Genomic DNA, 23029 nt, shown 5'->3' with positions numbered 1-23029 from the left:
GCTCTCCATGCATCGACTAAGGGGTAACGAACCGATCGCCCATCTTGTCCAGTGAGCCGGAACATTCCGGCTCACCTTCAGGGACCGGACGACACGGCCAGTGCAAGCGGTCGACCTTGTCGGTCAACTCGAACCGTCGGCCTTTCCACACCAGGAAGCCGAAATGCACATAGGCCCAATCGTTGTAGTAACGGGGATCGTCGGCCAGCGGCGCATCAGGATCCAATTCGATCACCCAGCGCAGGACGGGAACCGCCCACAGGCGCGACGTATCTAGCAGCGGAACCGGTTCCGCATAGGGGTCGTAGCGGCGGATCTCTGCCTCGCTCAAGGTGGGCGCGGCAGGAAGAACCTGGTCGCTGACGTCAGCCAGCTTGCCATTTGCAGCGAAGCGGAATGCGCGCACTCCAGTGCCGCCCTGGCACTCCAGCGCATGCGCCGTGCACGCCACGCCCTGCACCAGATAGACGGTATCGCGCGGATCGGGCGCCTCGAACGAACGCACCCAGAACGTTTCGGTGGCCAACATGAAATCCGGACGTTTGCCCAAACCGGGCGAAGCAACATATGCCGCGTCGTCCAACGCCTTGAGCCGCTCCTCCTCGCTTTCGGCCAGGTCGGTTGGCGCGAGCGACAGCACGACCTTGGCCAACGGACGCGGCGCCGGCCCGAGGCACTCGTCGGCCGGCAAGAGGACGCTGCGACCAGAAGAGTTGCGTTGCGCCCGCGTCGAACACGTTGCGCCCATGGCCCGCTCCAGAACGAAACGCGTCCACGGCTGCGGCGAGGACGCCGGCACGGCCGGGTAACGGTCCTCGGCTGCAGCAGAGGCCGGCGGAGGCGGCACAGGCGCCGTTGTCGAACGCGCGCTCTCTTGGGTGCAGCCCATGGTGACCAGCAACAGCGTCCCTGCAAAAAATCCACTGGAGCCAACGCGACGCATGTACTTCCTCCGTGTGTACGCAGCACCGAAGCAAAACGACTGGGCTTGTGGCGAGCAAGACCACTGCCCTGGCACGTGGCCCTGTCACGCTGAACGGCGCGTACCTTGGCGCACTATGGGTCGGGAAAAGACCGCATTGCAAGAGCAGTTGTAGACGAAATGCGCATCGCGCACGGACTAGCGCGGTTTGCCTAGCAGCGCCCCTGCTTGGCCTTGCCCTGTATGGCAAGCAGGCCGGCATCGGCCAGCTTGGCGGGATCCTACTGCACCGCACAGGAGCCCCCGCCCGTGGCGGCGATCGGCTTACGCCCCCGACGCCATTTTGCGGCTGCCGTACAGCACGGCCAGCACGCATTGCTTCGTACGGGAGAGCAAGACACCGGCCAGACCCGATGACGGGCGATAGAGCACATGCGAGGGCTGGGCCTTGTAGTAACGGCGGTGACCTTGTTACCCAGAATGGGTTGGTCATTACCCAATTTGGGTATCAGCGCAGGCTTGCCTGGGCCAGGGAAAGGCTCCCTGGCGGCAGCCAGCCCCACTCAACCAGCAACTGCCCACCCTCACCCCTTCCGCCCCACCAACCACGCCTCGATCTGCGGCACCCGCTGCGCACGCAGCTTCACCCGCGTGCGGATGTCGGCGATGGCCGCGTCCGCATCCCGGCGCGAGGTCGCGGCGAGGTAGCGCTGCGCATACGCCTGGATCTTGTCGACCATCTTCAGGTCGACGGAGCCGGCGCCCAGGCGCGGGTAGTAGCGGGCGCGCGAGGTGGTGTCGATCAGGGTGTCCACCTGGTCGCGGTGGGCCACGGCGAAATCGAAGGCCAGGTCCGGGTGCTCGCCCGCCACCGTCGTGATCATGGAGGCGCTGTTGGTGGCGCCGGGCTCGTCGGTCAGCGCCATGTCCAGGGCGCGTTGCGCGAGGGTGGTGTCCTTGGCGGCGGCCAGCAGCAGGTAGTCCTGGTCGCGGATCATCGAGGACGTCTCCTTCTGCGCCATCCGGTGCAGCGCCTCCCAGGTGGCGGCGTCTGCATTGCGCGCGACGATGCCCAGCACGCTGTAGCGCAGTTCCGGCGACAAGGCGGTCGGGTCGGCCTGGAACGCGGCGAAACGGCGGCGCGCTTCGGCGATCACGGTGGCGTCGCCCATGTCGCCGAGCGTGTCGATCAGGTGCGCACGCAGTTGCTGGACCTGGGCGGAATCGCCTTGGCGGCCGTCCCAACCCAGCGTGGCGAATTCCGGCGCCAGCCGCGACAGCGCGTAGCGGCGCCAGGCCGCCTGCGTCTTGGGATCGCTCTTGAACATGTCGTCGATGCCGGCATAGACCTCGGACACAGTCATCCACAGGTCCGACGCCGCGCCCACCGGCACGGTGTCGGCCAGGCCGAGCAGGTCCGCTTGCGGCTGCAGGCCGACAGTGGCCAGTGCGCTGGTATCCAGCAGCACGCCGAGCTGGTCCACCACCGGCAGCGTGGCGAAGCCGGCGGTCAGCGCCTTGAACTGCGCGGGCGCGTACAGCGTGCGGTAGTAGCCCTTCTGCCCGGCGTTGACCAGCACCGGGGCGGCGCAGCCGGGCAGTTGCAGTTGCGCGCTGCCGTCCACCAGCACGCGCACGTCTTTGTCACCGCTGCGCACCGCCACCGGCACGTGCCAGCGCAACGGTTGTTTGTCGGGGCGGTCGAGGGTGTATTCGCCCTGCTCCAGGCGCACGACGGTGGTGCCGGCGTTGCAACTGGCGGCGACCTTGATCAGCGGCACGCCCGGCTGCAGGGTGAAGTCGTGCGCCACCTGCAGGAACTGCTTGCCCGGCGCGGCGGCGTCGATTTCCTGCCACAGGTCGCCGGTGACGGCGTTGCCGTAGGCGCGCTTGGCGATGTAGCGGCGCACGCCGTCGCGCCATGCGTCGGCGCCGACGTAATCCTCGAGCATGCCGATCACCGCCGAGCCCTTTTCGTAGGTGATGCCGTCGAAGGCCTGGCTGGCCTGTTCGACGGTGGCCACTTTCTGCACCACCGGGTGGGTGGTGGCGTAGGCATCGCTGCCCATGGCGGCGCGGCTGACGTAGGCCGGGCCAGTCTTGTCGATATCCCATTCCGGGTGCAGCTTGGCGGTGGTGCGGCCTTCCAGCCAGGTGGCGAAGCCTTCGTTGAGCCACAGGTCGTCCCACCAGGCCATGGTCACCAGATCGCCGAACCATTGGTGCGCGATCTCGTGCGCGGCGGTGGTGAACACGCGCTGCCGATCGGTCACGTCCGACACCGCCGGGTCCAGCAGCAGGGAATGTTCGAAGGTGAAGATGGCGCCCCAGTTCTCCATGGCGCTGAAGAACTGGCTGCCGCCGGGCGCGGCGATGTTGTCCAGCTTGGGCAGCGGATAGCGCACGCCGAAGTAGTCGTTGTATTCGCGCAGCACGTCGCGGCCGGACTCCAGCGCGAAGCGCGCCTGATCGGCCTTGCCCTGCTGGGCGATCACGCCGATCTCGGTGCCGTTGTCGCCCTTGAGCGCGGTGCGCTCGAACTCGCCCACGCCCAGGAACAGCAGGTAGGTGGACATCTTCGGCGTGGTCTGGAACGCGACGCGCTTTAAGCCATGGCCGAGGTCGGTGGTGGTGGCCACGGGCATGTTGCCGACCACCATCTGCGCGGCCGGTGCGTTCACCGTCAGGTCGAAGGTGGCCTTGAAATCGGGTTCGTCCCAGGACGGCAGGAAGCGGCGCGCGTCGGAGTTCTCGAACTGCGTGTACAGCGCGCGGCGCTGGCCGTGCGCGGTGGCGTAGTCCAGCGCGAACAGGCCGTTGGCCTGGGTGTTGATGACGCCGCTGTAATCGATGGACAGCACGTAGCTGCCCGGCGCCAGCGGCTGGTCGAACACGAAGCTGGCGGTCTGCGCGTCGGCGTCGGTGGCGACCTTGGCCACCAGAGCCGCCTTGGCCTTGCCGCCGGTCAGGGTGCTGCGGCCGAAGCGCAGGTCGGCCGCCTGCAGCACGATGCGGTCGGTGGGCTGCAGCACGTCGAGCGCGATGCGGACCTTGCCGTCGAACGTCATCGTGTCGGCGTGCGGGGTGATCTCCAGCGCGTAATGGCGCGGCCTGGCAGTGCGTGGCAATTGTGTGGTGACCACGGCGGCCGGCGCGGCGGCGACGCTGGGTGCAGGACGTTCCGGCTGGGCGAACGTGCACGGCGAGACGCTGGCCAGGGCCAGGGCGATGGCGGTCGTGAGGATCTGGCGCATGGGGGCTCTTCGAAGGGGCCGGCGCAGGATACAGACGGCACGGCGCGTTCGACGCGGCCGCCTGCAACGCAGACAGCGGGCAATCAGCTCGCGCCTCCAGACCCCACCCTGCCCACAAGAGGGCAGCGGCTAGGTCACGCCAGCTGCCTGAGTTGCGCCTCGCTGGGAAAGTCACGCACGCGAAAGCGCGGCGGATAGAAATCCGGTTCCTGCTCCATCAGTTCGGCGACCACCGCGACGGCCTTGTCCCAGTCCGCGACCACCATGTCCGCGTCGCCCTCGTCCTTCGGCACGACGAAGGCGATGCGATCTGCCTTGGGCAAGGAGGTGTCGACATCGCGGGTCCAGGTCGCCAGCGAGAACTGCCGGCCGCTGCCGTCGTTCTCCTCGAACACGCGGTAGGAGGCGACGAAGATGTCGGTCTGGTTCGCTTCGTGGATCTTTTCCAGCAGTTCCTTCTGCAGGGAATAGGCCGGCGCATCCATCATGCGCTGCAGATCGGCCTGGCGGCGCCGGTGCTCGGGCTGCGGCAGCGCGAACGGCACGATCCGGCGCGCGTCGTCGTAGGCGAAGGCCAGCGAGGAGATGCAGCGGCCGTTCGCGGCCGCGTCCAGGCTCAGTTCCAGCATGCCCGCCATCGCGGTTTCGTCGCGGTCGCCCACTACCAGCAGGCAATCGCGGGTGGGCAGCATGAACACCGGCCGCCCCTTGACCGGGACGCGCTGCAGCACGTCGGGCAGCACCACGCGGCTGGTGTCGTAGGCGTCGTGCCAGGCGCCCTGGAAGATGCCTGGGGCGACCTCGACGAAACGGTCCGGCGTGGCGTCGCGCAGGTTGTCGTGGGCGATGGCCAGGGCTTGCTCGAAGGTGATGCCCCATGCGTCCTTCGGCCCAGCGAGCAGGGTCGAGGTCGAATCGGGGCGGTCGATCGCCAGCAACTCGACGCAGTCCTCGCTCAGTTCGCGCCAGACGGTCGTGAACGGCTTCTCCCAGCCATGCGCGCGGATATGCTCCAGGCGCATTTCCTCGAACATGGCGCGATGGCGCACGACGGGCATCAGCATCGGCCGCGCCTGCTCCAACGTCTCGATCTGGTTGTCTTCGCCGCCCTCCTCCACGAACGCCGCGGCATAGCTGCGCAGCACCTCGGCGCGGCGCTGGCGATCGGCGGTGGTGTAGTCGTGGTAGGCGTTGTGCAGATTGATGATGCGCCCGCGTGGCGCGACAAGGCGGAATTCGTCCGGCCGGTACGTTAGCTCCTCCCGGTAGCCCTGCGCACGCAACGCGCCCTCGAACAACGTGGCGAACGCATCAGGACTGGGTTTGCGATTGAACAGCTTGTCGAACAGGGCTGTGAGCATCAGCGGTCTTCCTTGGTGAAGTGGCGTCATGCTTGTTGCGCGCAGAACGCTAGCACAGCTGCAGCGGCCACCAGGCTTCACCGGCAAGAAAGCCCCGCCGGAGCAGGGCGCGTCTCGGCCGCATTCCTTGTTCCGGAATGTGGAATGCCTCTCCTGCAGCTCGACACACAGACGCAAGAAAGGCCCCTTGCGGGGCCTCTCTGCACCTCAAGTCCCGGCATGCGCCGGGACGCCGGATCAGGCGAACGGATCCTGCAGCACCATCGTGTGGTCGCGGTCCGGGCCGGTGGAGACGATGGAGATCGGACAGCCGGCCAGTTCCTCCAGCGCGCGCAGGTAGGCGCGGGCGGCGGGCGGCAGTTCGTCCCACACGGTGATGCCGTGGGTGTTCTCGGTCCAGCCGGGGAACTCCAGGTACACCGGGGTGCACTCTTCCCAGCCCTGCGCGTCCAGCGGCGCGTATTCGGTGCGCTTGCCGCGGTATTCGTAGGCGATGCAGATCTTCAGCTTCTCCATGCCGTCGAGCACGTCGAGCTTGGTGATGCACAGGCCGGAGATGCCGTTGATGGCGACGGCGCGCTTGAGCGCGACGATGTCCATCCAGCCGCAGCGGCGCGGGCGGCCGGTGGAGGCGCCGTACTCGGCGCCGCGGTCGCGGATGCCCTGGCCGACTTCGTCGTCCAGTTCGGTCGGGAACGGGCCGCCGCCGACGCGGGTGGCGTAGGCCTTGGCGATGCCGAGCACGTAGTCGATCGCATCGGCGCCGACGCCGGTGCCGGCCAGCGCGCCGCCGACGGTGGTGTTGGAGCTGGTGACGTACGGATAGGTGCCGTGGTCGATGTCGAGCAGTGCGCCCTGCGCGCCTTCGAACAGCACCCGCTTGCCCTGCTTGCGCAGCTCGTGAAGGATGCCGGCCACGTCGTACTTCATCGGCTGCACGTACTCGCCGAAGGCCAGGGCCTCGTCGAAGGTCTTCTGGAAATCGACCGCTTCCACGCCCAGGTACTTGGTCAGCACGAAGTTGTGGTAGTCCAGCGCGGTGCGCAGCAGTTCTTCCAGCTGCGGCGGGTAATGCAGGTCGGCGATGCGGATGCCGCGGCGCGCCACCTTGTCTTCGTATGCCGGGCCGATGCCGCGGCCAGTGGTGCCGATGGCCTTGCCGCCGGCGGCCTTCTCGCGGGCCTGATCCAGGGCGATGTGGTACGGCATGATCAGCGGCGCGGCCGGGGAGATCTTCAGGCGCGAACGCACTTCCACGCCCGCCTCCTCCAGCTCGCTGATTTCCTTGATCAGGGCGGCCGGGGAGATCACCACGCCGTTGCCGATCAGGCACAGCGCGTCTTCGCGCAGGATGCCCGACGGGATCAGGTGCAGGACGGTCTTCTTGCCGTTGATGACGAGGGTGTGGCCGGCGTTGTGGCCGCCCTGGAAGCGCACGACGGCCCCGATTTCCTCGGTGAGCAGATCGACGATCTTGCCTTTGCCTTCATCGCCCCACTGGGCGCCGAGCACGACAACTGACTGACCCATGGCTGGGTAACTCCTGGTTTGCTGCGCAGCCATCGGGGCCGCACGGATGTGGTGGCCATGCATGGGTCTTGCCGGCGCCGGTACGGCCGCTCCATCGGGGAGCGTCCAGGCGGCGGCAGGCCCTTACACGGAAAAAGCCGGTCGAGGCGCTCGTGTGGAGCGGGCCCGGCCGGCTTTTGTGCATTATCCGGGTTTTGGGTGGCGGTCACCACCCCTTCCGCGGCCGCGTTCAGCGACGTACCCGGCTGGAGCGAACCGGATGCGGATCAGGCGCGGACCCACAGCAAGGCCAGCAGCCCCACCGCCAGGGCCACGCCGCCGGCGATGCGCAACTGCGCGGCCGGCATGGCCAGCATCTGCTGCACCAGCCGCTTCCAGGCCTCCGGCGCCACCAGCAGGACCAGGCCCTCGAAGATGACGACCAGGCACACCGCGGCGATCAGATCGTGCATGGGGGTCGCTCGGGCAAGGGGGAGGCGCGCCGCGCCGGGACTGGGGCACCGCACTGAAACCTGTGGGAGCGACTTCAGTCGCGACGGGCTTTACCGGGAAGGCCCGTCGCGACTGAAGTCGCTCCCACAACAGTCCGCAGACTGGGACTATTCGAATTGAGAATGTTCCAAGCGCCGGACCGCTAGGCCGTATGCGACCGGCAACCCGTACGTCGTCAGGAACCGGGACCCGCTTTTACGAATCCCGAATCCCGAATCCCCAATCCCGGCTCGATCAGCGCTCGCTCTTCAGGTACTGCAGGAACGGATCGTTCTTGTCCAGCACGATCACCGCGTTGCCGTCGGCCATGGCGCCGCGATAGGCCTCCAGGCTGCGGTAGAACGCGTAGAACGACGGGTCGGCGGAGCCGGCCTTGCCATAGATGCTGGCGGCCTCGGCATCGCCTTCGCCGCGCAGCTTCTGCGCGTCGCGCTCGGCCTCGGCGACCAGCACGGTGCTCTCGCGGTCGGCCTGGGCCCGGATGGTCAGCGCCTGCTCTTCGCCTTCGGCGCGCAGCTTGCTGGCTTCCTGCTTGCGCTGCGCGCGCATGCGCTCGTACACGTCGGTGATCACCTGGCTGTCGGTCGGCAGGTCGATCTGCTTGATGCGCAGGTCGGTGATCTGCATGCCCAGGGTCTTGCCGGCGGCGTTGATCGCGCTCAGCTGCTGCGCGATCAGTTCGCTGCGGTCGCCGGACACCAGCTGTTGCAAGGTGCGCGCGTTGATCTGGTTGCGCAGCGAATCGATGATGATCGGCGCCAGGCGCGCGTTGGCTACCTTCTCGTCGCCGCCGGTGGCGCGGTAGAAGGCGCGCACGTCTGAGATGTAGCCGATGGCGAAGAAGTCGACGCTGACGTCCTTCTGCTCGGCGGTGAAGTAGCGCGCCGGCGGCGTGTCCAGCACCTGGAAGCGGCGATCGAACACGCGCGTGGATTCCACCAGCGGCAGCTTGAAGTGCAGGCCCGGCTTGAGGTCGGCGCGGGCCACGCGGCCCAGGTTCAGCACCATCGCGGTCTGGTCTTCGCGCACCACGAACACCGAGCTCAGCAGCGCGAACAGCGCCACGACCGCAACGCCCGCCCACAGGGAAATTCTCATGGCTGCACCTCCTCACGGCCGTTCGGGCGCGGCGTGCGCTCCGGACTGCGGATACTCTCGGCCGGGCTGCTGGACAGCGACGGCATCAGGACTTCCTGCGGCAGCGTCGGCATGCCGCCGCTGGCGGACGGCGCCGGCGCGGCGCTGGCGCCGCTCTTGCCGCCGTCGGCCGGCATCGGCACGTAGATCAGCTGGCGGCCGTCGCCGCCGATGACCTTGCGGTTCTCCGACAGCACCTTCTGCACCGTCTCCAGCCACAGCCGCTTGCGGGTGACGTCCGGCGCGTTCTGGTACTGCTGCTGCAGCAGGGTGAAGCGCTCGGCATCGCCTTGCGCGCGGGCGATCGACGCTTCCTTGTAGCCCTCGGCGACGGTGCGGGTGCGCGCGGCCTGGCCGCGGGCTTCCGGCACCATCTTGGCGGCATAGGCCTGGGCCTCGTTGATCAGCCGCTCCTTGACCTGCTGGGCGCCGTTGACCTCGTCGAAGGCCGGCTTCACTTCTTCCGGCGGGCGCGCGTCGGGCAGGGTCAGCCCGGTCACGATCAGGCCGGTGCGGTAGGCGCTGAGCGCGGCCTGCAGGCGGTCGCGCGCGGCGGTGGCCATCGGCCCGCGGTTGTTCAGCACCACGTTGAGGTCGGCGCGGCCGACCTGTTCGCGCACCGCGCTCTGCGCCGCCTGCTCCAGCACCTGGTCGGCGTTGCGCGAGCCGAACACGTACATGCGCGGGTCGTCGATGCGGTACTGCACGTTGAGCGAGACGCTGACGATGTTCTCGTCGCGGGTCAGCACCGGCACCTGGTTGCTGAAGGTCTTGATCTCGGTGGCGTTGACCTTGCGCACCGATTCGATCGGCCACGGCAGCTTGAAGTTCGGGCCCGGCTGCAGGATCCGCGAGAACTGGCCGAAGCGCAGCACCACGCCGCGCTGCTGCTCGCCGATCAGCTGGAAGCAACTGAACAGCAGCAGCAGCACCACCGCCGCCAGCACCCAGCGGCCGATGTTGGCGCCGTCGCCGCCGAACAGGTCCTTCAACGGACCGGGCAACCCGCCCCACTTGCCGCCACCATTGCCGCCACGAGGCTTCCAGGGATTGCGCCCGTTATTGTCCGGGCCATCTCCGCCCTTGCCGCCGGGTGTATTCCAGGCCATGCATGCTCCAAGAAGGTAGGTGGCGGCGCGTCGGTCCGCGCCGGTCACCGTAAGTGAGTCGCCGATTCTACAAGATGGGGCAGATCCGACGTTTCGAAAGGGCTATCTTGGTGCATTCCTTCGCGCCGACCAAGGTTTTCGCCATGTCGCTCCCCGCCAGCTTCCCCGCCTTCCGCATCCACCAGGACGATGCCGGCTACCGCGCCGCGGTCGAACCGGTGGAGCTGGACCAGCTCAGTCCCGGCGAAGTGGTGATCCGCGGCGCCTGGTCGTCGGTGAATTTCAAGGACGCGCTGGCCGGCACCGGCCAGGGCAAGATCCTGCGCCGGTTCCCGCTGGTCGGCGGCATCGACGTGGCCGGGCACGTGGTCGCCTCCAGCGATCCGGGCTTCAAGGAAGGCGATGCGGTGCTGGTCACCGGCTGCGGCCTCAGCGAGACCCGCGACGGCGGCTACAGCCAGTACGCGCGGCTGGAGGCCAAGTGGGTGGTGCCGCTGCCGGCCGGGCTGAGCCTGCGCGAGAGTATGGTGCTGGGCACCGCCGGCTTCACCGCGGCGCTGGCGCTGCTGCGCCTGCTCGACAACCGGCAGACCCCGGACCACGGCCCGCTGTGCGTGACCGGCGCCACCGGCGGGGTCGGCTCGCTGGCGATCGACATCTTCAGCCGCGCCGGCTTCGAAGTGCATGCGGTCAGCGGCAAGGCCGACCGCGCCGAGCACCTGAAGGCGCTGGGCGCCAGCCAGGTGCTGGGCCGCGACGCGCTGCAGACCAAGCGCCCGCTGGAGTCGGTGCGCTTCGGCGGCGGCCTGGACAACGTCGGCGGGGCGATGCTGACCAGCCTGCTGGCGCAGACGGCCCCGTACGGCAACGTCGCCAGCGCCGGGCTGGCGGCGACCCCGGAGCTGGACATGACGGTGATGCCGTTCATCCTGCGCGGCGTGTCGCTGCTGGGGATCGGCTCGGCCGGCACCGCGCGCGACCTGCGCGACCTGATCTGGCAGCACCTGGGCAGCGACTGGAAACCGCGCCACCTGGACGCGATCTGCACCCGCGAAGTGGACCTGTCCGGCCTGCCCGAAGTGTTCGCGACGATGCTCGCCGGGCAGTCGTTCGGGCGCACCGTGGTGCGGCTGGATCCGGCGGCGTAGACGTGCCCGGGGGTTTGTGACGCGCACCGCTTTCCGGGTGCGCGCCGCTGCCACTACACTCGTGGCTCCAAGGGGGAAACACATGGCACGCATCCTGATCGTCGACGATTCGCCGTCGCAGTTGCTCGGCATCCAGCGCATCGTGGAGAAGCTGGGCCACGAAACGCTCACCGCCACCGACGGTGCGGCCGGCGTGGAAGCGGCCAAGGCGGCGCTGCCGGACCTGGTGCTGATGGACGTGGTGATGCCCAACCTCAACGGTTTCCAGGCCACCCGCACGCTGCGCCGCGAGCCGAGCACGCAGAACATCCCGGTGATCCTGGTCACCACCAAGGACCAGGACACCGACCGCATGTGGGGCATGCGCCAGGGCGCCCGCGCCTATATCACCAAGCCGTTCTCCGAGGACGAGCTGTCCGAGGTGATCGAGCGGGTGTTCAGCGGCGAGGATCCGCCGAAGGGCTGAGGAGCCGGGATTGGGGATGACCAGCCATTCGGCTGTGGAAGGCCGGGATTAGGGATTGGGATGCAGCCGAGGCCGGCATGCGCTCTCGCCCCGCGCTTTTTGTAGGGGGGGGCTTCAGCCCCGACGCCTTACCGGTAACGCGCCGGGGCTGAAGCCCCTCCTACAGGAAAGCACAAGCTGCGGCAGGCCTGGGAAACTCGAATCCCCAATGCCGAATCCCGAATCCCGGCTTCACACTGCCTCGCCGAACGCCTTGGCCAGACTGCGATAGGCCTTGCGCTGCGCCTCGGTCTCCGGCGCCGGTGCCAGCACTTCCAGTTCCACGATCTGGTCGCCCGCCGGCGTGCCCGGCAGGCCGCGGCCGCGCAGGCGCAGCTTGCGCCCGGCGTCGGACTCCGGCGGGATCTTCAGCTCCACCGCACCGCCCAGGGTCGGCACGCTGATGCTGGTGCCCAGCGCCGCCTGCCACGGCGTCACCGGCAGGGTGTACAGGATGTTGAGCCCGTCCACCTCGAACTGCGGGTGCGCGGCGTATTCGATCTCCAGCAGCAGGTTGCTGCCGCCGTTGCCCTGCCCGCTCAGCCGGATCACCTGGCCGGGGCGCACGCCCTTGGGCACGCGCACGTCCAGCTGCTTGCCGTTGATGGTGATGCGCACGCTGTCGCCGGCATACACCGCCTCCAGCGGCACCGCCAGCTTGGCGCGGGTGTCGCCGCGCGGCGCCGCGCCCGGGCCGGGACCGGGGCCGGCACCGCCCTGGCGCGCGCGCTGCTGGCGCGCGAACAGGCTCTCGAAGAAATCGCTGAAGCCGCCGCCGGCGCCGCCGTTGCCGAACACTTCCTCGAAGTCGTAGCCCTGCGCGCCACCGTAGTTGGGCGGGGCCTGGAACTCTTCGCCGGGCCGGTAGCCCTGCGCGCGCAGCTGGTCGTAGGCGGCGCGCTTGGGCGGATCGCGCAGCGCCTCGTAGGCCTCGTTGATGGCCTTGAACTTGTCCTCGGCGCCGGCCTCCTTGCTGACGTCGGGATGGTACTTGCGCGCCAGCCGCCGGTAGGCGGTCTTGATCTCGGCGTCGCCCGCGCTGGGCTCCACGCCCAGGGTCGCGTAGTAATCCTTGAATTCCATCCATCACCTCAAAAAGAGTCGGCCCGCCGCCTTGCGGCAACGGGCCGGTTGCATGCTGCGCACCATCGCCCGGCCATTCTACTGGCCGGCCGCGAAGGCGCGGCGACGCCGCGGCGTCGCCGGCGCGGGCGGGCGCTTACTGCACGATCGTGGCCCCGGTGTCGACCTGGATCCGGCGCGGCGTGCTCGCCGGGCGCTTGGGGATGCGCACTTCCAGCACCCCATGGTAGCCGGTGGCGGAAATGTTGTCGGGATCGGCGCTGTCGGGCAGCGCGAAGCGGCGGTGGAAGCTGCCGTAGCGGCGCTCGATGCGCGAGAAGCGCTCGCTGTCGGCGGTGGACTCGCTCTTGCGCTCGCCCTTGATCGACAGGATGCCCTTGTCCATCGACACCTCGATCTCGGCCGGGTCGATGCCGGGCAGGTCGGCGTACAGCACGAAACGCTCGGCTTCCTCCTTGATGTCCACGCGCGGCACCCACTGCGCGGTGACGACGGCCGACTCGTCGGTGCCGCCGTTGGGGTCGAAGAAGCGGTCGAACACCTGCTTGATCTCGTTCTGGAAGGCGGCCTGGGCCGGCAACGGGCGATAACGGACGATGCTCATCTCGTAGTCTCCTGCAACGTGAATGGGATAAACCCTGACGGGTGGTTCGCGGCGGCGGGCCAGGCCCGCCGCCATGCCTGCCAGATAGGAATGGCCCTGCGCTTTTCAAGGGGCCTTGACGCTGCCTTCCCATCCCGATTTCTAGACTCGATTCATCCAAGGAGCCCGACATGCCCATCCAGCCCGGCGAACGCATTCCCGAAGTGGTCCTGCAACGCATCCGCGAGGGCGTGGAGCAGGTGGACACCCGCAGTCTGTTCGACGGCCACCGCGTGCTGCTGTTCGCGGTGCCCGGCGCGTTCACCCCGACCTGCTCGGAGAAGCACCTGCCCGGCTATGTCGAGCACTTCGAGGAATTCCGCAAGCGCGGCATCGAGGTGTACTGCATGGCGGTCAACGACCCGTTCGTGATGCAGGCCTGGGGCAAGAGCCAGCTGGTGCCCGACGGCCTGCAGATGCTGTCCGACGGCAACGGCGCACTGGCCAAGGCGCTGGGCCTGGAAATGGACGCCAGCAGCTACGGCATGGGCGTGCGGGCGCGGCGCTTCGCGCTGTACGCCGAGGACGGCGTGGTGCGCGCGCTGTTCGTCGAGGCCCCGGGCGAATTCAAGGTCTCCGCTGCCGACTACGTGCTGCAGCACCTTGCCGACCCGCAGCATCTCCCCACCTAATCTTTCTTTCACCCACCACACAGGAACCGGCCAGCCATGTCCAACAAGCCAGCCAACGACGCCAAGCCGCTGCAGCACACCGCCGGCCTCACCGATACCGCCACGCTGCGCGCCAATGCACGCCAGAGCATCGAGGACGGCGCGATCACCAAGAGCTACAGCGCCGACCGCGAGGCGGTGATCAAGCTGCTCAACGATGCGCTCGCCACCGAGTACGTGTGCGTGCTGCGCTACTACCGCCACTACTTCATGGCCTCGGGCATGATCGCCGACTCGGTCAAGGCCGAGTTCCTGGAGCATGCGCAGCAGGAACAGGAACACGCGCACAAGCTGGCCGAACGCATCGTGCAGTTGGGCGGCGAGCCGGACCTCAATCCCGACACGCTGACCGCGCGCTCGCATGCCGAATACAAGGAAGGCGAAGACCTGCGCGACATGGTCAAGGAAAACCTGATCGCCGAGCGCATCGCCATCGACAGCTACCGCGAGATGATCAATTTCATCGGCGACAAGGACACCACCACCAAGCGCATCCTGGAGCACATCCTGGCCCAGGAAGAAGAGCATGCCGACGAGTTCTCCGACATGCTGGAAGGCTGGATCGGGAAGTAATCCGACCAGTCGCATGCATGACATCAGCGCCCGGCACTGCCGGGCGTTTTTTTCGCGGCAACCGCGGTGGGATTGGCCGGTAACGCGCGGCGCGGCCGGAACAGGATCGTGCGTCCGCGCGACGCGCCGAGCGCCCCGCCTCTTCGGGCGCCCTCCCCGCTCGAAAGGATGCCGCGACAATCTCCGCGACGTTCGCAGGCGCTGGCCTTTTGCAGACAACCGCAGCACACCGTGTAGGAGCGGCTTCAGCCGCGACAGGGACCTTCGGTAAGTTCATGTCGCGGCTGAAGCCGCTCCTACAGAAGGCATGAGCCCGAGGAAGCTCCTTGGAGCATCCCTTCCGATGTAGCCGCAGGGGACGCACATGTTGCGACTGTAAGCGCCAACATCGGGCGTTTCACATCCCGCGTCGCGCGCAATGCGCACTCAATGCAGCACCCGGAACCGCACCTGGGTCCACGCGCCATTGCTGGCCAGCGCCGTCAGGGTGTGGTCGCCGGCATCGGCGAAATCGCGCTGGAAGTTGCGCGCGCCTTCGGTGCGGGCGATCCAGCGGCCGTCCAGCAGCCAATCCACCGGCGCGGTGGTGCCCAGCGCACGCACCTGCAGGCGCACGCTGGGGCTGCCCGGCGCGCGCGCCAGGGTGGCGCGGTCGTTGAGCCCTTCGATGCGCAGCACGTCGTTGCCGCCGCGGCCGTCGTCGCGGCAGTCCGGCGCCAGCGCCGGCAGTTGCCCGGCCTGGCGTTCGCTGGCGTGCAGCCATGGCGTCAGCAACGCCGGCCAGCGCGCGAGTTCGCGCTGCACCGCCTGGTGCGGCCGCGCGCAATCGGGCGACAGGCGCAGGCCGCTGCGCGCGTCCACCTGCACCGTGTCGCGGCCGGCGCTCCATAGCCGCGCGTCGCGCTCGGCGAAGGTCGGCGGCACCGCGCCGTCCAGCGCGTAGGCGGAGAAGCGCCGCTGGCACAGCGCGGGCGGGGTCTGTTCGGCGGCGATGCCCAGCGGCCAGCACACGTCCAGCTGTTGCACGTTGTCCGGCATCGGCCGCGGCGCGTTGTCGCCGCGCGCGCGCGGCAGGCTGTCGATGGTCTCGAACATCAACGGCAGCGCGGTCACCGCGCCGTACTGGCCGGGCAGCGGGGTGCCGTCCGGGCGCCCGACCCAGACCCCGACCGTGTAGCGGCGGGTGCTGCCGATCGCCCAGGCGTCGCGGTAGCCGTAGCTGGTGCCGGTCTTCCACGCCACGCGCGGGCGCGTGCCGACATCGAAGGTGCCGATGCCGTAGCCGGGGCGCGGGTTGGCCTCGAGGATCTCGCGCACGATCCACGCCGCGCCGGGCGACATCAGCCGCCGGTCGATGACCTTGTCGGTGGCGGTGTAGCGCACGTGCCCGGCGATGCCGTCGCGGTTCAGCGCGGCGAAGGCGCCGACCAGTTCTTCCAGCTGCGCGCCGGTGCCGCCGAGGATCAATGCCAGGTTCGGCGTGCTGCCGCGCGGAAACTTCAGGCCGATGCCGGCATTGTTCAGGCGCGCGGCGAAGCGCGCCGGGCCGACCCGCTCAAGCAGGTCCACCGCCGGCACGTTCAACGACAGGCGCAAGGCGCTGGCCGCGCCGACCGGACCGTTGAAGGCCTCGTCGAAATTGCCCGGGCGGTAGTCGCCGAAACTCTGCGGCGCGTCCACCAGCAGGCTTTCGGAGTGGATCAGGCCGTCGTCCAGGGCCATGCCGTACAGGAACGGCTTGAGCGTGGAGCCGGGCGAGCGCCAGGCCTGGACCATGTCCACGTCGCCGAGCCGCTTGCGGTCGCCGAACATCACCGAGCCGATGTAGGCGCGCGCCTGCAGGTCGCGGTTGTCCACCACCAGCAACGCCGCGGAGGTGCGCTCGGGCAGCTGCGAGAAATACGCGCTGACCCGATCCTCCAGGGTGCGCTGCAGATCCGCATCGAGGGTGGAGACGATGTGCGCGGCGCGCGGCGCTTGCCGGCGCAGGCGCTCGGCCAGCAGCGCGGCATGCATCGGCGACTGCAGCGAACGCGCCACCACCGGCTCGATGCGCGCGTCGTCGACCTGCTCGCGCGACCACACGTGCAGGTCGACCATGCGCTCGAGCACCTTGTCGCGCGCGGCGCGCGCGGCCTCCGGATGCCGGTCCGGGCGCAGCCGGCTCGGCGCCTGCGGCAGCACCGCCAGCAGCGCCGCCTCGGCCTGCGACAGGCGCGATGCCGGCTTGCCCAGGTAGGCCCAGCTGGCCGCGTCCACGCCTTCGATGGTGCCGCCGTAGGGCGCGCGCTCCAGGTACAGCTGCAGGATCTGGCGCTTGCTCAGGTGCACTTCCAGCTGCAGCGCGCGCAACAGCTGCTGCAGCTTGCCCAGCGGGCTGCGCGTGCTGACGTCGTCCGGCATCAGGATCCGCGCCACCTGCATGGTCAGGGTGGAACCGCCGGAGACGATGCGGCGCGAGAACACCCACTGCTTGCCGGCGCGCAGCAGCGCCCACGGGTTGACCCCCGGGTGATGCCAGAACCAGCGGTCCTCGTAGTTCAGCAGCGCCTGCAGGTACAGCGGCGACACGCTCTGCGGCGTGGCCGGGTAGCGCCACACGCCGTTGCCGTCGGCGAAGGCGCGCAGCGGGGTGCCGTCGGCGGCCACCACCAGGGTCGAGGTGTCGCGCGATTTCGGCAGCGGCAGCGGGAACGCCAGGTCCAGCAGCAACAGCGTGGCCAGCAACGCCACCGTGCCCCAGCGCAACACGCGCCAATGCAGGCGGCCCCACTGCGGCCGTGGCAGCAGGCGCGTCCAGCGCCGGGTGCGCCGCGCGCGGGGCGTGGCGGCGGAGACGTCCTGTGACATGCGGGCTCCCGATGGAAGCGGCTATTTTGCCCGTTGCGGCGGCGCCGGCGCATCCGCGCGATGCACTTGCACCGCCTGCGCCAGGAACGGCGCGCACCGCGCCTGGGCCGCATCGTGCTCCACCACCAGATGGTCGATCGCCGCCACCGCGGCCACCAGATGCGGCGCATGCGCGCCGAGCTTGTCCACGGTGACTACCACCGCGGTCTCGCCGCTGGCCTCGATCATCGCGCGCTTGAACAGCGCCTCCTCGCCGTCCACGCCCCACAGCCCGCGCTCGGCATCGATCGCGCAGGCGCCGGGAAAGCACAGGTCGGCACGGACCTGGCGCAGTTGCTGCAGCGCCTGCGCGCCGACGGCCGCGCCGATCCGCGGATCGATCCGGCCGCCGATCAGCAGGATCTCGACGCCTTCGCGCGGCATCAGCAGCTGGGCGATGTCCGGCGCATTGGTGATCACGGTCAGGCGCTGCCGCGGCGGCAGCGCGGCGGCGATGGCGCTGTTGGTGGAACCGGCGTCGATCAGCAGCACCTGCCCGGGGCGCACCAGCGCGGCGGCCGCCTGCGCCAGCGCGCGCTTGCGCTCGGCATGTTCCTCGTGCCGCTGCGGCAGCGGCGCGACGTCGGGCGTCGGCGGCAGCGCGCCACCGTAGACGCGGCGGCACAGGCCCTGCGCGGCGAGGTCGCGCAGGTCGCGGCGGATCGAATCCTCCGACACCGCGAACGCCGCGGCCAGCTCCGTGGCCACGACCCGGCCGTGCTCGCGCAGGCGCTGCAGGATCGCCTGCTGGCGTTCCTGCGGCAGCGCGTCGGCGGCGGCCGTCATGCGCCCGACCCGGCGCTGCGCAGCGGCAAGCCCAGCGCGCGCAGCTCGGCACGCAGCGTAGCCGCGTCGCGGAACTGCAACGCGTGCAGTCCCTGCGCGGCGGCGGCGTGGACGTTGCGCGGCGCGTCGTCGATGAACACCGCGCGCGGCGGATCGATGCCGTAGCGCGACAGCAGCAGCGCGAAGATCGCCGGATCCGGCTTCACCAGGCGCTCCTGCCCGGACACCAGGATCCCGGCGAAGCGCTGCAGGAACGCATAGCGCTGCAGCGCGACCGGGAACGTCTCCTGCGACCAGTTGGTCAGCGCGTACAGTCGCACGCCCTGCGCGTGCAGTTCTTCCAGGATCTGCACGCTGGCGTCGAGCGGGCCGCCGAGCGTCTCTTCCCAGCGCAGGTGGTAGGCGGCGATCCGCTCGGCCTGCGCCGGATGCAGGGCGCTCAATTCGGCGACCGCCTCGCGCCACGGCCGGCCGGCGTCCTGGCGCTCGTTCCACTGCGGCGAGCACACCTCGGCGAGGAAGCGCTCCATCTCGGCCTCGTCGTCGAACAGTTGCCGGTACAGATAGCGCGGGTTCCAGTCGATCAGCACGCCGCCAAGGTCGAAGATCACGGTGTGCGGCGCGTGCGCGGGAGTGGATGGCATGGGGCGTGGTGCTCCTAGGTCGGATCAGTGCCGCAGCAGCCGCGACCCCGTCGCCACCAGCAGCAACAGCCCGGCCACCGCCAGCAACGCGGTGGGCAGGCTGCTGGCATGGGCGAGGAAGCCGATCAGCGCCGGGCCGGCGAGCAGGCCGGTATAGCCGAGCGTGGTCAGCGCGGCGATCGCCACCGCCGGCGAGGTGCCGGGCAGGCGTCCGGCCGCACCGAACAGGATCGGCACCAGGTTCGACACGCCCAGGCCAACCAGCGCGTAGCCGAGCAGGCCGCTGGCGACGCCCGGCACCTGCGTGGCCAGCAGCAGGCCGCAGGCGGCCAGCGAGGCGCCGGCCGCCAGCATTGCCGGTTGCCCGATCCGCGCGACGACCCAGTCGCCGCCGAAGCGGCCGGCCGCCATCGCCACCGAGAACAGCGCATAGCCGACGCCCGCGTAACGCGTCTCCACGCCATGGAACTCGCGCAGCAGCACCGCGCTCCAGTCGAGCATCGCGCCTTCGGCGAGCAGGCAGATGAAACACAGCGCCGCCAGCACCAGCACCACGCCGCGCGGCAGGCGCAGCGGAATGCGCTGCGCCGGGTCGCCGGCGGCGACGCGCAGCAGGCCGGAGCGCTGCCACAGCAGCAATGCCAGCAACAGCGCCGACACCGCGAGCGTGGCCGCCAGCAGCGGTGCGCCGAGCGCAAGCAGCGCGCTCATCGCCGCCGCGCCGCTCAGCCCGCCGACGCTGAACACGCCATGGAAACTGGACATCACCGGACGCCCGGCGCGTTTTTCGGTTTCCACGCCGTGCGCGTTCATCGCCACGTCCAGCGCGCCGAGCGCGGCGCCGAAATACAGCAGCGCGGCGACCACGCCCGGCAGGGTCGGCGCCAGCGCCACCAGCGGCAGGCCCAGGCACAGCGCCAGCCCGGAAGCGACCATGACCGCGCGGCTGCCGACCCGGTGGCTAAGCACGCCGGCCAGCGGCATCGCCAGGATCGAGCCGCCGCCGAAGGCGAGCAGCACCAGGCCCAGGGCGGCATCGTCCAGCGCGAAGCGCGCTTTCACGTACGGCACCATCGGCGCCCACGCGGCCATCGCGATCCCGGACAGCAGGAACACCCAGCGGGTGGCGCGGATCGCGGGCCTGGCGGCGGCGTCGGGGACGGCGGAAGTGACGCGATCCGCGGTGGCGATGGGTGGGTCGAAAGGCATGCGGCGACTGTACTGAAACACGCACAATCGTGCAACACAACGCAAAATGACGCATAGACAGGCGCGGACGAAATGCCGTGGCGAAGCCGCGCATTTGGAGACGAGCCGCGGTGCGCGCTGCTGCCCGACGCCGACCATGCAAGAAGAGACTTCAGCCCCGACGCTTCACCGGCAAGGCGTCGAGCTCGAAGAAGCACGCCACGCTTACGGAATCCCCAAGCGCCCACATACGCCTGCATGGCACCGCCCTGCCCGACCGCGCAGGGACGGCGTCTGCGACATCGCCGCCTGCGCTCCCGGACTACAGGGCCGCGCAGCCGGTGTCACTCCCCGCGGCCGTCCGCCGCCAGCGGCAGGCGCAGCGTGGCCACGCTGCCGGCGGCATCCGCGCGCGCTTCGAGGCTCAGGCTGCCGCCTTGCGCCTCCAGGATCTGCCGCGACAGCACCAGGCCGATGCCCGATCCGCCGGGCTTGGTGGTGAAGAACGGCACGAACAGGTTGTCGCTGGGCGGCAGCCCGGCGCCGCTGTCTATAACGTCGATCAACGCACTGGCGCCGTCGCTGCGCGCGCGCAACCTCACCGGCGCGCTGCCGCCGGACTCCAGCGCGTTGCGCAGCAGATTGATCAGGACTTGCTCGAGTTGGTCGGCGTCGGCATGCAACCGCAGCGACGGCTCGATCTCGACCCGCACCCGCGCATCGTCGAGCAGTCGCCGCACCCGCGCGCACAGCGGCGCCAGCTCCACGGTTGCCGGCACCGGCGCCGGCAACCTGGCCAGGCGCGCGTAGCCGCCGAGGAAGCGCTGCAGCGCCGCACTGCGCTGTTCGATCACGCCCAGGCCGTTGCGCAGGTCTTCGTGCAGCTCGGCGTCGAGCGTGTCCGGCGCGGCCGCGAGCAGGCGCCCGAGCGTATCGGCGATCGAGCCGATCGGCGCCAGCGAGTTGTTGATCTCGTGGCCGAGCACGCGCAACAGGCGGCGGAAGGCCTGCGCCTCCTCCTCGCGCAACGCGCGCTCCATCGGCTGCACCAGCAGCAGCTGTCCGGCCTGGCTGCGGCTGCGCAACGCGGCGTGGCCGATCTGCCAGCGCCCTTGCTGGCCGGCGAAGGCATGCGCGTGGATGCTGCCCGACGGCAACGCAAACAAGCCGGCCAGGCCCAGCGCCTGCGCCGACTGCCCGATCAGGTGCTCGGCGGCGGCGCCGAGCAGGCGCTCGCCGGCCGGGTTGATCAGGCGCAGGCGCTGGTCCTGTTCGAACGCGAACACCGCCCCGTCCAGCGCCGCCAGGGTCTTGCTCAGCAACTGCAGGCTCTCGTGCGAATCGCGCTGCTCGTCCTGCAGCCGCTGCGCCAAGGCATTGAAGCGCTGCAGCAGGCCCTCGGTGTCGCGATCGCGTGCGTCCTGCGCCACACGCACGCTGTAGTCGCCCTCGCGCAGCGCCTCGAGCAGGCCGCCGAGGGTGCGCAGGCGCTGGCCGGCATCGCGCTGCTGCCAGCGCCATACCGCCGCGGTCAGCGCCAGCACGCACAGCATCAGCACCGCCGCCTCGGGTGGCCGCGGCGTGCCGACCACGAGCACCAGCGCCAACGCCAGCAAGGCCGGCACCGCCAGCCACAGCGGTCGCCGCCGTTGCCGCTCAGCCGCCGTCATCGCTGCGCAGGCCGTGCTTGCCCAGGCGCCGGTACAGGCTCTGCCGGGTGATGCCGAGCTGGTCGGCGGCGCGCTGCAGATTGCCCTGCTGCTGCGCCAATGCCTGGCGCAGCAGCAGCGCCTCGGCTTCTTCGAGGGTCAGCTGGGTCGACAAGGCGGGCGCGGCGGTCGCCGCCGGCTGCAGGCGCAGGTCGTCGCTGCCCAGCGTCGCGCCATCGGCGAGCAGCGCGGCGCGTTCCATCGCATGCGCCAGTTCGCGCACGTTGCCGGGCCAGGCGTAGCCGAGCAAGGCGCGCTCGGCGTCGCGCGCCAGCGCCGGCAGCGGCCGCCGGTAGCGCGTGCAGGCGGCGGCCAGGTAATGCCGCGCCAGCGGCAGGATGTCGGCGCCGCGCTCGCGCAGCGGCGGCACCCGCAACTGGAAGGTGTTGAGGCGGTACAGCAGATCCTGGCGGAAATTCCCCGCCGCCACTTCCGCATCCAGGTCGGCATTGGTCGCCGCGACGATGCGCACGTCCACGCGCTGCGTGCGCGAGGACCCGAGCCGCTCGAACTCGCCATCCTCGATAGCGCGCAGCAGCTTGGGCTGCTGCTGCAGCGGCAGGTTGCCGATCTCGTCCAGGAACAGGGTGCCGCCGTCGGCCAGTTCGAAGCGGCCGGCGCGGTCCTGCCGCGCGTCGGTGTAGGCGCCGCGCACATGGCCGAACAGTTCGGCTTCGAACAGGGTCGGCGCCAGTCCGCCGATGTTGACCTTGACGAAGGCCTGCGCGCGGCGCGGCGACCACTGGTGCAGCAGTTGCGCGAGCAGGCTCTTGCCGGTGCCGTTCTCGCCCAGCAGCAACACGTTGGCGCCGCTGCCGGCGATGCGCAGCAGATCCTCGACCAGGCGCTGCATCGGCGCCGATTCGGCGACGAAGCCGGCGGCGCCGTCCTGCAGCAGCAAGGCCTGCGCCTCGCCGAGCCGTTGCGCGTTGCGGCGGCTGCGGTCCAGCGCGATGCGGCTGTCCAGCACCGCGAGCACGCGCGCGTTCTGCCACGGCTTCTCGATGAAATCCACCGCGCCGTCGCGCATCGCCGCCACCGCCAGTTCGATGCTGGCCCAGGCGGTCATCGCGATCACCGGCAACCCCGGCCACTGCGCGGCGATCTGCGCGATCAGCGCCAGTCCTTCCGCGCCGGAGGTGGTGTCGCGGGCGTAGTTCATGTCCACCAGCACCGCGGCGAAGTCGTCGCCGCGCAGGCACGCCAGCGCCAGCTCCGGCGACTCGGCACCGACCATGCCGTAGCCGGCACTCTTGAGCAGCATGCGCAAAGCCTCGCGCACGTCCGCCTGGTCGTCGACGACGAGGATGCGCGGCGATGGCGGCGTGCGAGTGTCGTTCATGGCGCAGAGTCTAGCGGCTGGGCACCTGCGGCATGCGCCAGTA

General features: G+C 69.8%; 19 protein-coding genes. 4 read left to right on the top strand and 15 right to left on the bottom strand.

Annotation, left to right across the window (positions count from 1 at the left end):
- Positions 1 to 16 precede the first annotated feature (16 nt).
- From JR064_RS12895 to hflK, 7 genes are all read right to left on the bottom strand, one after another.
- Positions 17 to 943, bottom strand: a complete 927-nt coding sequence (locus tag JR064_RS12895) for a hypothetical protein (RefSeq protein WP_241093027.1) — start codon at positions 941 to 943, stop codon at positions 17 to 19.
- Positions 944 to 1506: 563 nt separating this feature from the next.
- Positions 1507 to 4176 (bottom strand): M1 family metallopeptidase, encoded by a 2670-nt coding sequence (locus JR064_RS12890; RefSeq protein WP_206229961.1) that lies wholly within the window; start codon positions 4174 to 4176, stop codon positions 1507 to 1509.
- 134 nt (positions 4177 to 4310) lie between these two features.
- A complete protein-coding gene (locus JR064_RS12885; RefSeq protein ID WP_206229960.1) occupies positions 4311 to 5537 on the bottom strand; it encodes a DUF1444 domain-containing protein in 1227 nt (408 codons plus the stop codon).
- Between the two features lie 237 nt (positions 5538 to 5774).
- Positions 5775 to 7067: an adenylosuccinate synthase gene (locus JR064_RS12880; RefSeq protein ID WP_179570706.1), complete on the bottom strand. Its 1293-nt coding sequence runs from the start codon at positions 7065 to 7067 to the stop codon at positions 5775 to 5777.
- A gap of 266 nt (positions 7068 to 7333) precedes the next feature.
- Positions 7334 to 7519, bottom strand: a complete 186-nt coding sequence (locus tag JR064_RS12875) for a DUF2065 domain-containing protein (RefSeq protein WP_206229959.1) — start codon at positions 7517 to 7519, stop codon at positions 7334 to 7336.
- Between the two features lie 274 nt (positions 7520 to 7793).
- A complete protein-coding gene (hflC, locus tag JR064_RS12870) occupies positions 7794 to 8657 on the bottom strand; it encodes a protease modulator HflC (protein WP_179570704.1) in 864 nt (287 codons plus the stop codon).
- Entirely contained in the window at positions 8654 to 9805 is a 1152-nt protein-coding gene (gene hflK, locus JR064_RS12865; RefSeq protein WP_206229958.1) for an FtsH protease activity modulator HflK, read from the bottom strand. Before hflK ends, hflC begins: the two co-directional genes overlap by 4 nt.
- Positions 9806 to 9948: 143 nt before the next feature.
- Between hflK and JR064_RS12860 the strand changes: the two genes are divergently transcribed.
- Together JR064_RS12860 and pilH are read left to right on the top strand one after the other, a co-directional pair.
- A complete protein-coding gene (locus JR064_RS12860) occupies positions 9949 to 10953 on the top strand; it encodes an acrylyl-CoA reductase family protein (RefSeq protein WP_206229957.1) in 1005 nt (334 codons plus the stop codon).
- Positions 10954 to 11035: 82 nt separating this feature from the next.
- Entirely contained in the window at positions 11036 to 11419 is a 384-nt protein-coding gene (pilH, locus tag JR064_RS12855; RefSeq protein WP_145701440.1) for a twitching motility response regulator PilH, read from the top strand.
- Between the two features lie 231 nt (positions 11420 to 11650).
- On the opposite strand, the gene JR064_RS12850 is transcribed toward pilH, so the two are convergent.
- Both JR064_RS12850 and JR064_RS12845 read right to left on the bottom strand, forming a co-directional pair.
- Positions 11651 to 12541, bottom strand: coding sequence for a DnaJ C-terminal domain-containing protein (locus JR064_RS12850; protein ID WP_179570701.1), 891 nt, complete (start codon positions 12539 to 12541; stop codon positions 11651 to 11653).
- A gap of 136 nt (positions 12542 to 12677) precedes the next feature.
- Positions 12678 to 13145 (bottom strand): Hsp20/alpha crystallin family protein, encoded by a 468-nt coding sequence (locus JR064_RS12845; protein ID WP_179570700.1) that lies wholly within the window; start codon positions 13143 to 13145, stop codon positions 12678 to 12680.
- Positions 13146 to 13315: 170 nt separating this feature from the next.
- Here JR064_RS12845 and JR064_RS12840 point away from each other — a divergent pair, with 170 nt between their 5' ends.
- Both JR064_RS12840 and JR064_RS12835 read left to right on the top strand, forming a co-directional pair.
- Positions 13316 to 13816: a peroxiredoxin gene (locus tag JR064_RS12840; protein WP_206229956.1), complete on the top strand. Its 501-nt coding sequence runs from the start codon at positions 13316 to 13318 to the stop codon at positions 13814 to 13816.
- A gap of 36 nt (positions 13817 to 13852) precedes the next feature.
- Positions 13853 to 14428, top strand: a complete 576-nt coding sequence (locus JR064_RS12835; protein WP_206229955.1) for a ferritin-like domain-containing protein — start codon at positions 13853 to 13855, stop codon at positions 14426 to 14428.
- A 426-nt stretch (positions 14429 to 14854) separates the two neighbouring features.
- Here the strand turns inward: JR064_RS12835 and pbpC are convergent, their stop codons facing one another.
- From pbpC to JR064_RS12805, 6 genes are all read right to left on the bottom strand, one after another.
- Positions 14855 to 17278: a penicillin-binding protein 1C gene (pbpC, locus tag JR064_RS12830; RefSeq protein ID WP_206229954.1), complete on the bottom strand. Its 2424-nt coding sequence runs from the start codon at positions 17276 to 17278 to the stop codon at positions 14855 to 14857.
- A 21-nt stretch (positions 17279 to 17299) separates the two neighbouring features.
- Complete coding sequence (locus JR064_RS12825; protein ID WP_206229953.1) at positions 17300 to 18103, bottom strand: DeoR/GlpR family DNA-binding transcription regulator; 804 nt, start codon at positions 18101 to 18103, stop codon at positions 17300 to 17302.
- Complete coding sequence (locus tag JR064_RS12820) at positions 18100 to 18747, bottom strand: HAD family hydrolase (RefSeq protein ID WP_206229952.1); 648 nt, start codon at positions 18745 to 18747, stop codon at positions 18100 to 18102. Before JR064_RS12820 ends, JR064_RS12825 begins: the two co-directional genes overlap by 4 nt.
- 24 nt (positions 18748 to 18771) lie before the next feature.
- Positions 18772 to 19956: an MFS transporter gene (locus JR064_RS12815; protein ID WP_206229951.1), complete on the bottom strand. Its 1185-nt coding sequence runs from the start codon at positions 19954 to 19956 to the stop codon at positions 18772 to 18774.
- A 323-nt stretch (positions 19957 to 20279) separates the two neighbouring features.
- Entirely contained in the window at positions 20280 to 20786 is a 507-nt protein-coding gene (locus tag JR064_RS12810; RefSeq protein WP_206229976.1) for an ATP-binding protein, read from the bottom strand.
- An 805-nt stretch (positions 20787 to 21591) separates the two neighbouring features.
- Positions 21592 to 22986, bottom strand: a complete 1395-nt coding sequence (locus tag JR064_RS12805) for a sigma-54-dependent transcriptional regulator (RefSeq protein ID WP_206229950.1) — start codon at positions 22984 to 22986, stop codon at positions 21592 to 21594.
- Positions 22987 to 23029 lie beyond the last annotated feature (43 nt).

Source organism: Xanthomonas bonasiae (assembly GCF_017163705.1).
GTDB lineage: Bacteria > Pseudomonadota > Gammaproteobacteria > Xanthomonadales > Xanthomonadaceae > Xanthomonas_A > Xanthomonas_A bonasiae.
This window is presented reverse-complemented; position numbering and strand designations above follow the sequence as displayed.

What these genes read in the sequence shown, in the direction of transcription:
- hflK (WP_206229958.1), bottom strand. Translation starts at nt 9,805, where the DNA reads ATGGCCTGGAATACACCCGGCGGCAAGGGCGGAGATGGCCCGGACAAT.
- JR064_RS12845 (WP_179570700.1), bottom strand. Translation starts at nt 13,145, where the DNA reads ATGAGCATCGTCCGTTATCGCCCGTTGCCGGCCCAGGCCGCCTTCCAG.
- JR064_RS12805 (WP_206229950.1), bottom strand. Translation starts at nt 22,986, where the DNA reads ATGAACGACACTCGCACGCCGCCATCGCCGCGCATCCTCGTCGTCGAC.
- JR064_RS12860 (WP_206229957.1), top strand. Translation starts at nt 9,949, where the DNA reads ATGTCGCTCCCCGCCAGCTTCCCCGCCTTCCGCATCCACCAGGACGAT.
- JR064_RS12890 (WP_206229961.1), bottom strand. Translation starts at nt 4,176, where the DNA reads ATGCGCCAGATCCTCACGACCGCCATCGCCCTGGCCCTGGCCAGCGTC.
- JR064_RS12875 (WP_206229959.1), bottom strand. Translation starts at nt 7,519, where the DNA reads ATGCACGATCTGATCGCCGCGGTGTGCCTGGTCGTCATCTTCGAGGGC.
- pbpC (WP_206229954.1), bottom strand. Translation starts at nt 17,278, where the DNA reads ATGTCACAGGACGTCTCCGCCGCCACGCCCCGCGCGCGGCGCACCCGG.
- hflC (WP_179570704.1), bottom strand. Translation starts at nt 8,657, where the DNA reads ATGAGAATTTCCCTGTGGGCGGGCGTTGCGGTCGTGGCGCTGTTCGCG.
- JR064_RS12840 (WP_206229956.1), top strand. Translation starts at nt 13,316, where the DNA reads ATGCCCATCCAGCCCGGCGAACGCATTCCCGAAGTGGTCCTGCAACGC.
- pilH (WP_145701440.1), top strand. Translation starts at nt 11,036, where the DNA reads ATGGCACGCATCCTGATCGTCGACGATTCGCCGTCGCAGTTGCTCGGC.
- JR064_RS12815 (WP_206229951.1), bottom strand. Translation starts at nt 19,956, where the DNA reads ATGCCTTTCGACCCACCCATCGCCACCGCGGATCGCGTCACTTCCGCC.
- JR064_RS12825 (WP_206229953.1), bottom strand. Translation starts at nt 18,103, where the DNA reads ATGACGGCCGCCGCCGACGCGCTGCCGCAGGAACGCCAGCAGGCGATC.
- JR064_RS12850 (WP_179570701.1), bottom strand. Translation starts at nt 12,541, where the DNA reads ATGGAATTCAAGGATTACTACGCGACCCTGGGCGTGGAGCCCAGCGCG.
- JR064_RS12820 (WP_206229952.1), bottom strand. Translation starts at nt 18,747, where the DNA reads ATGCCATCCACTCCCGCGCACGCGCCGCACACCGTGATCTTCGACCTT.
- JR064_RS12885 (WP_206229960.1), bottom strand. Translation starts at nt 5,537, where the DNA reads ATGCTCACAGCCCTGTTCGACAAGCTGTTCAATCGCAAACCCAGTCCT.
- JR064_RS12895 (WP_241093027.1), bottom strand. Translation starts at nt 943, where the DNA reads ATGCGTCGCGTTGGCTCCAGTGGATTTTTTGCAGGGACGCTGTTGCTG.
- JR064_RS12835 (WP_206229955.1), top strand. Translation starts at nt 13,853, where the DNA reads ATGTCCAACAAGCCAGCCAACGACGCCAAGCCGCTGCAGCACACCGCC.
- JR064_RS12880 (WP_179570706.1), bottom strand. Translation starts at nt 7,067, where the DNA reads ATGGGTCAGTCAGTTGTCGTGCTCGGCGCCCAGTGGGGCGATGAAGGC.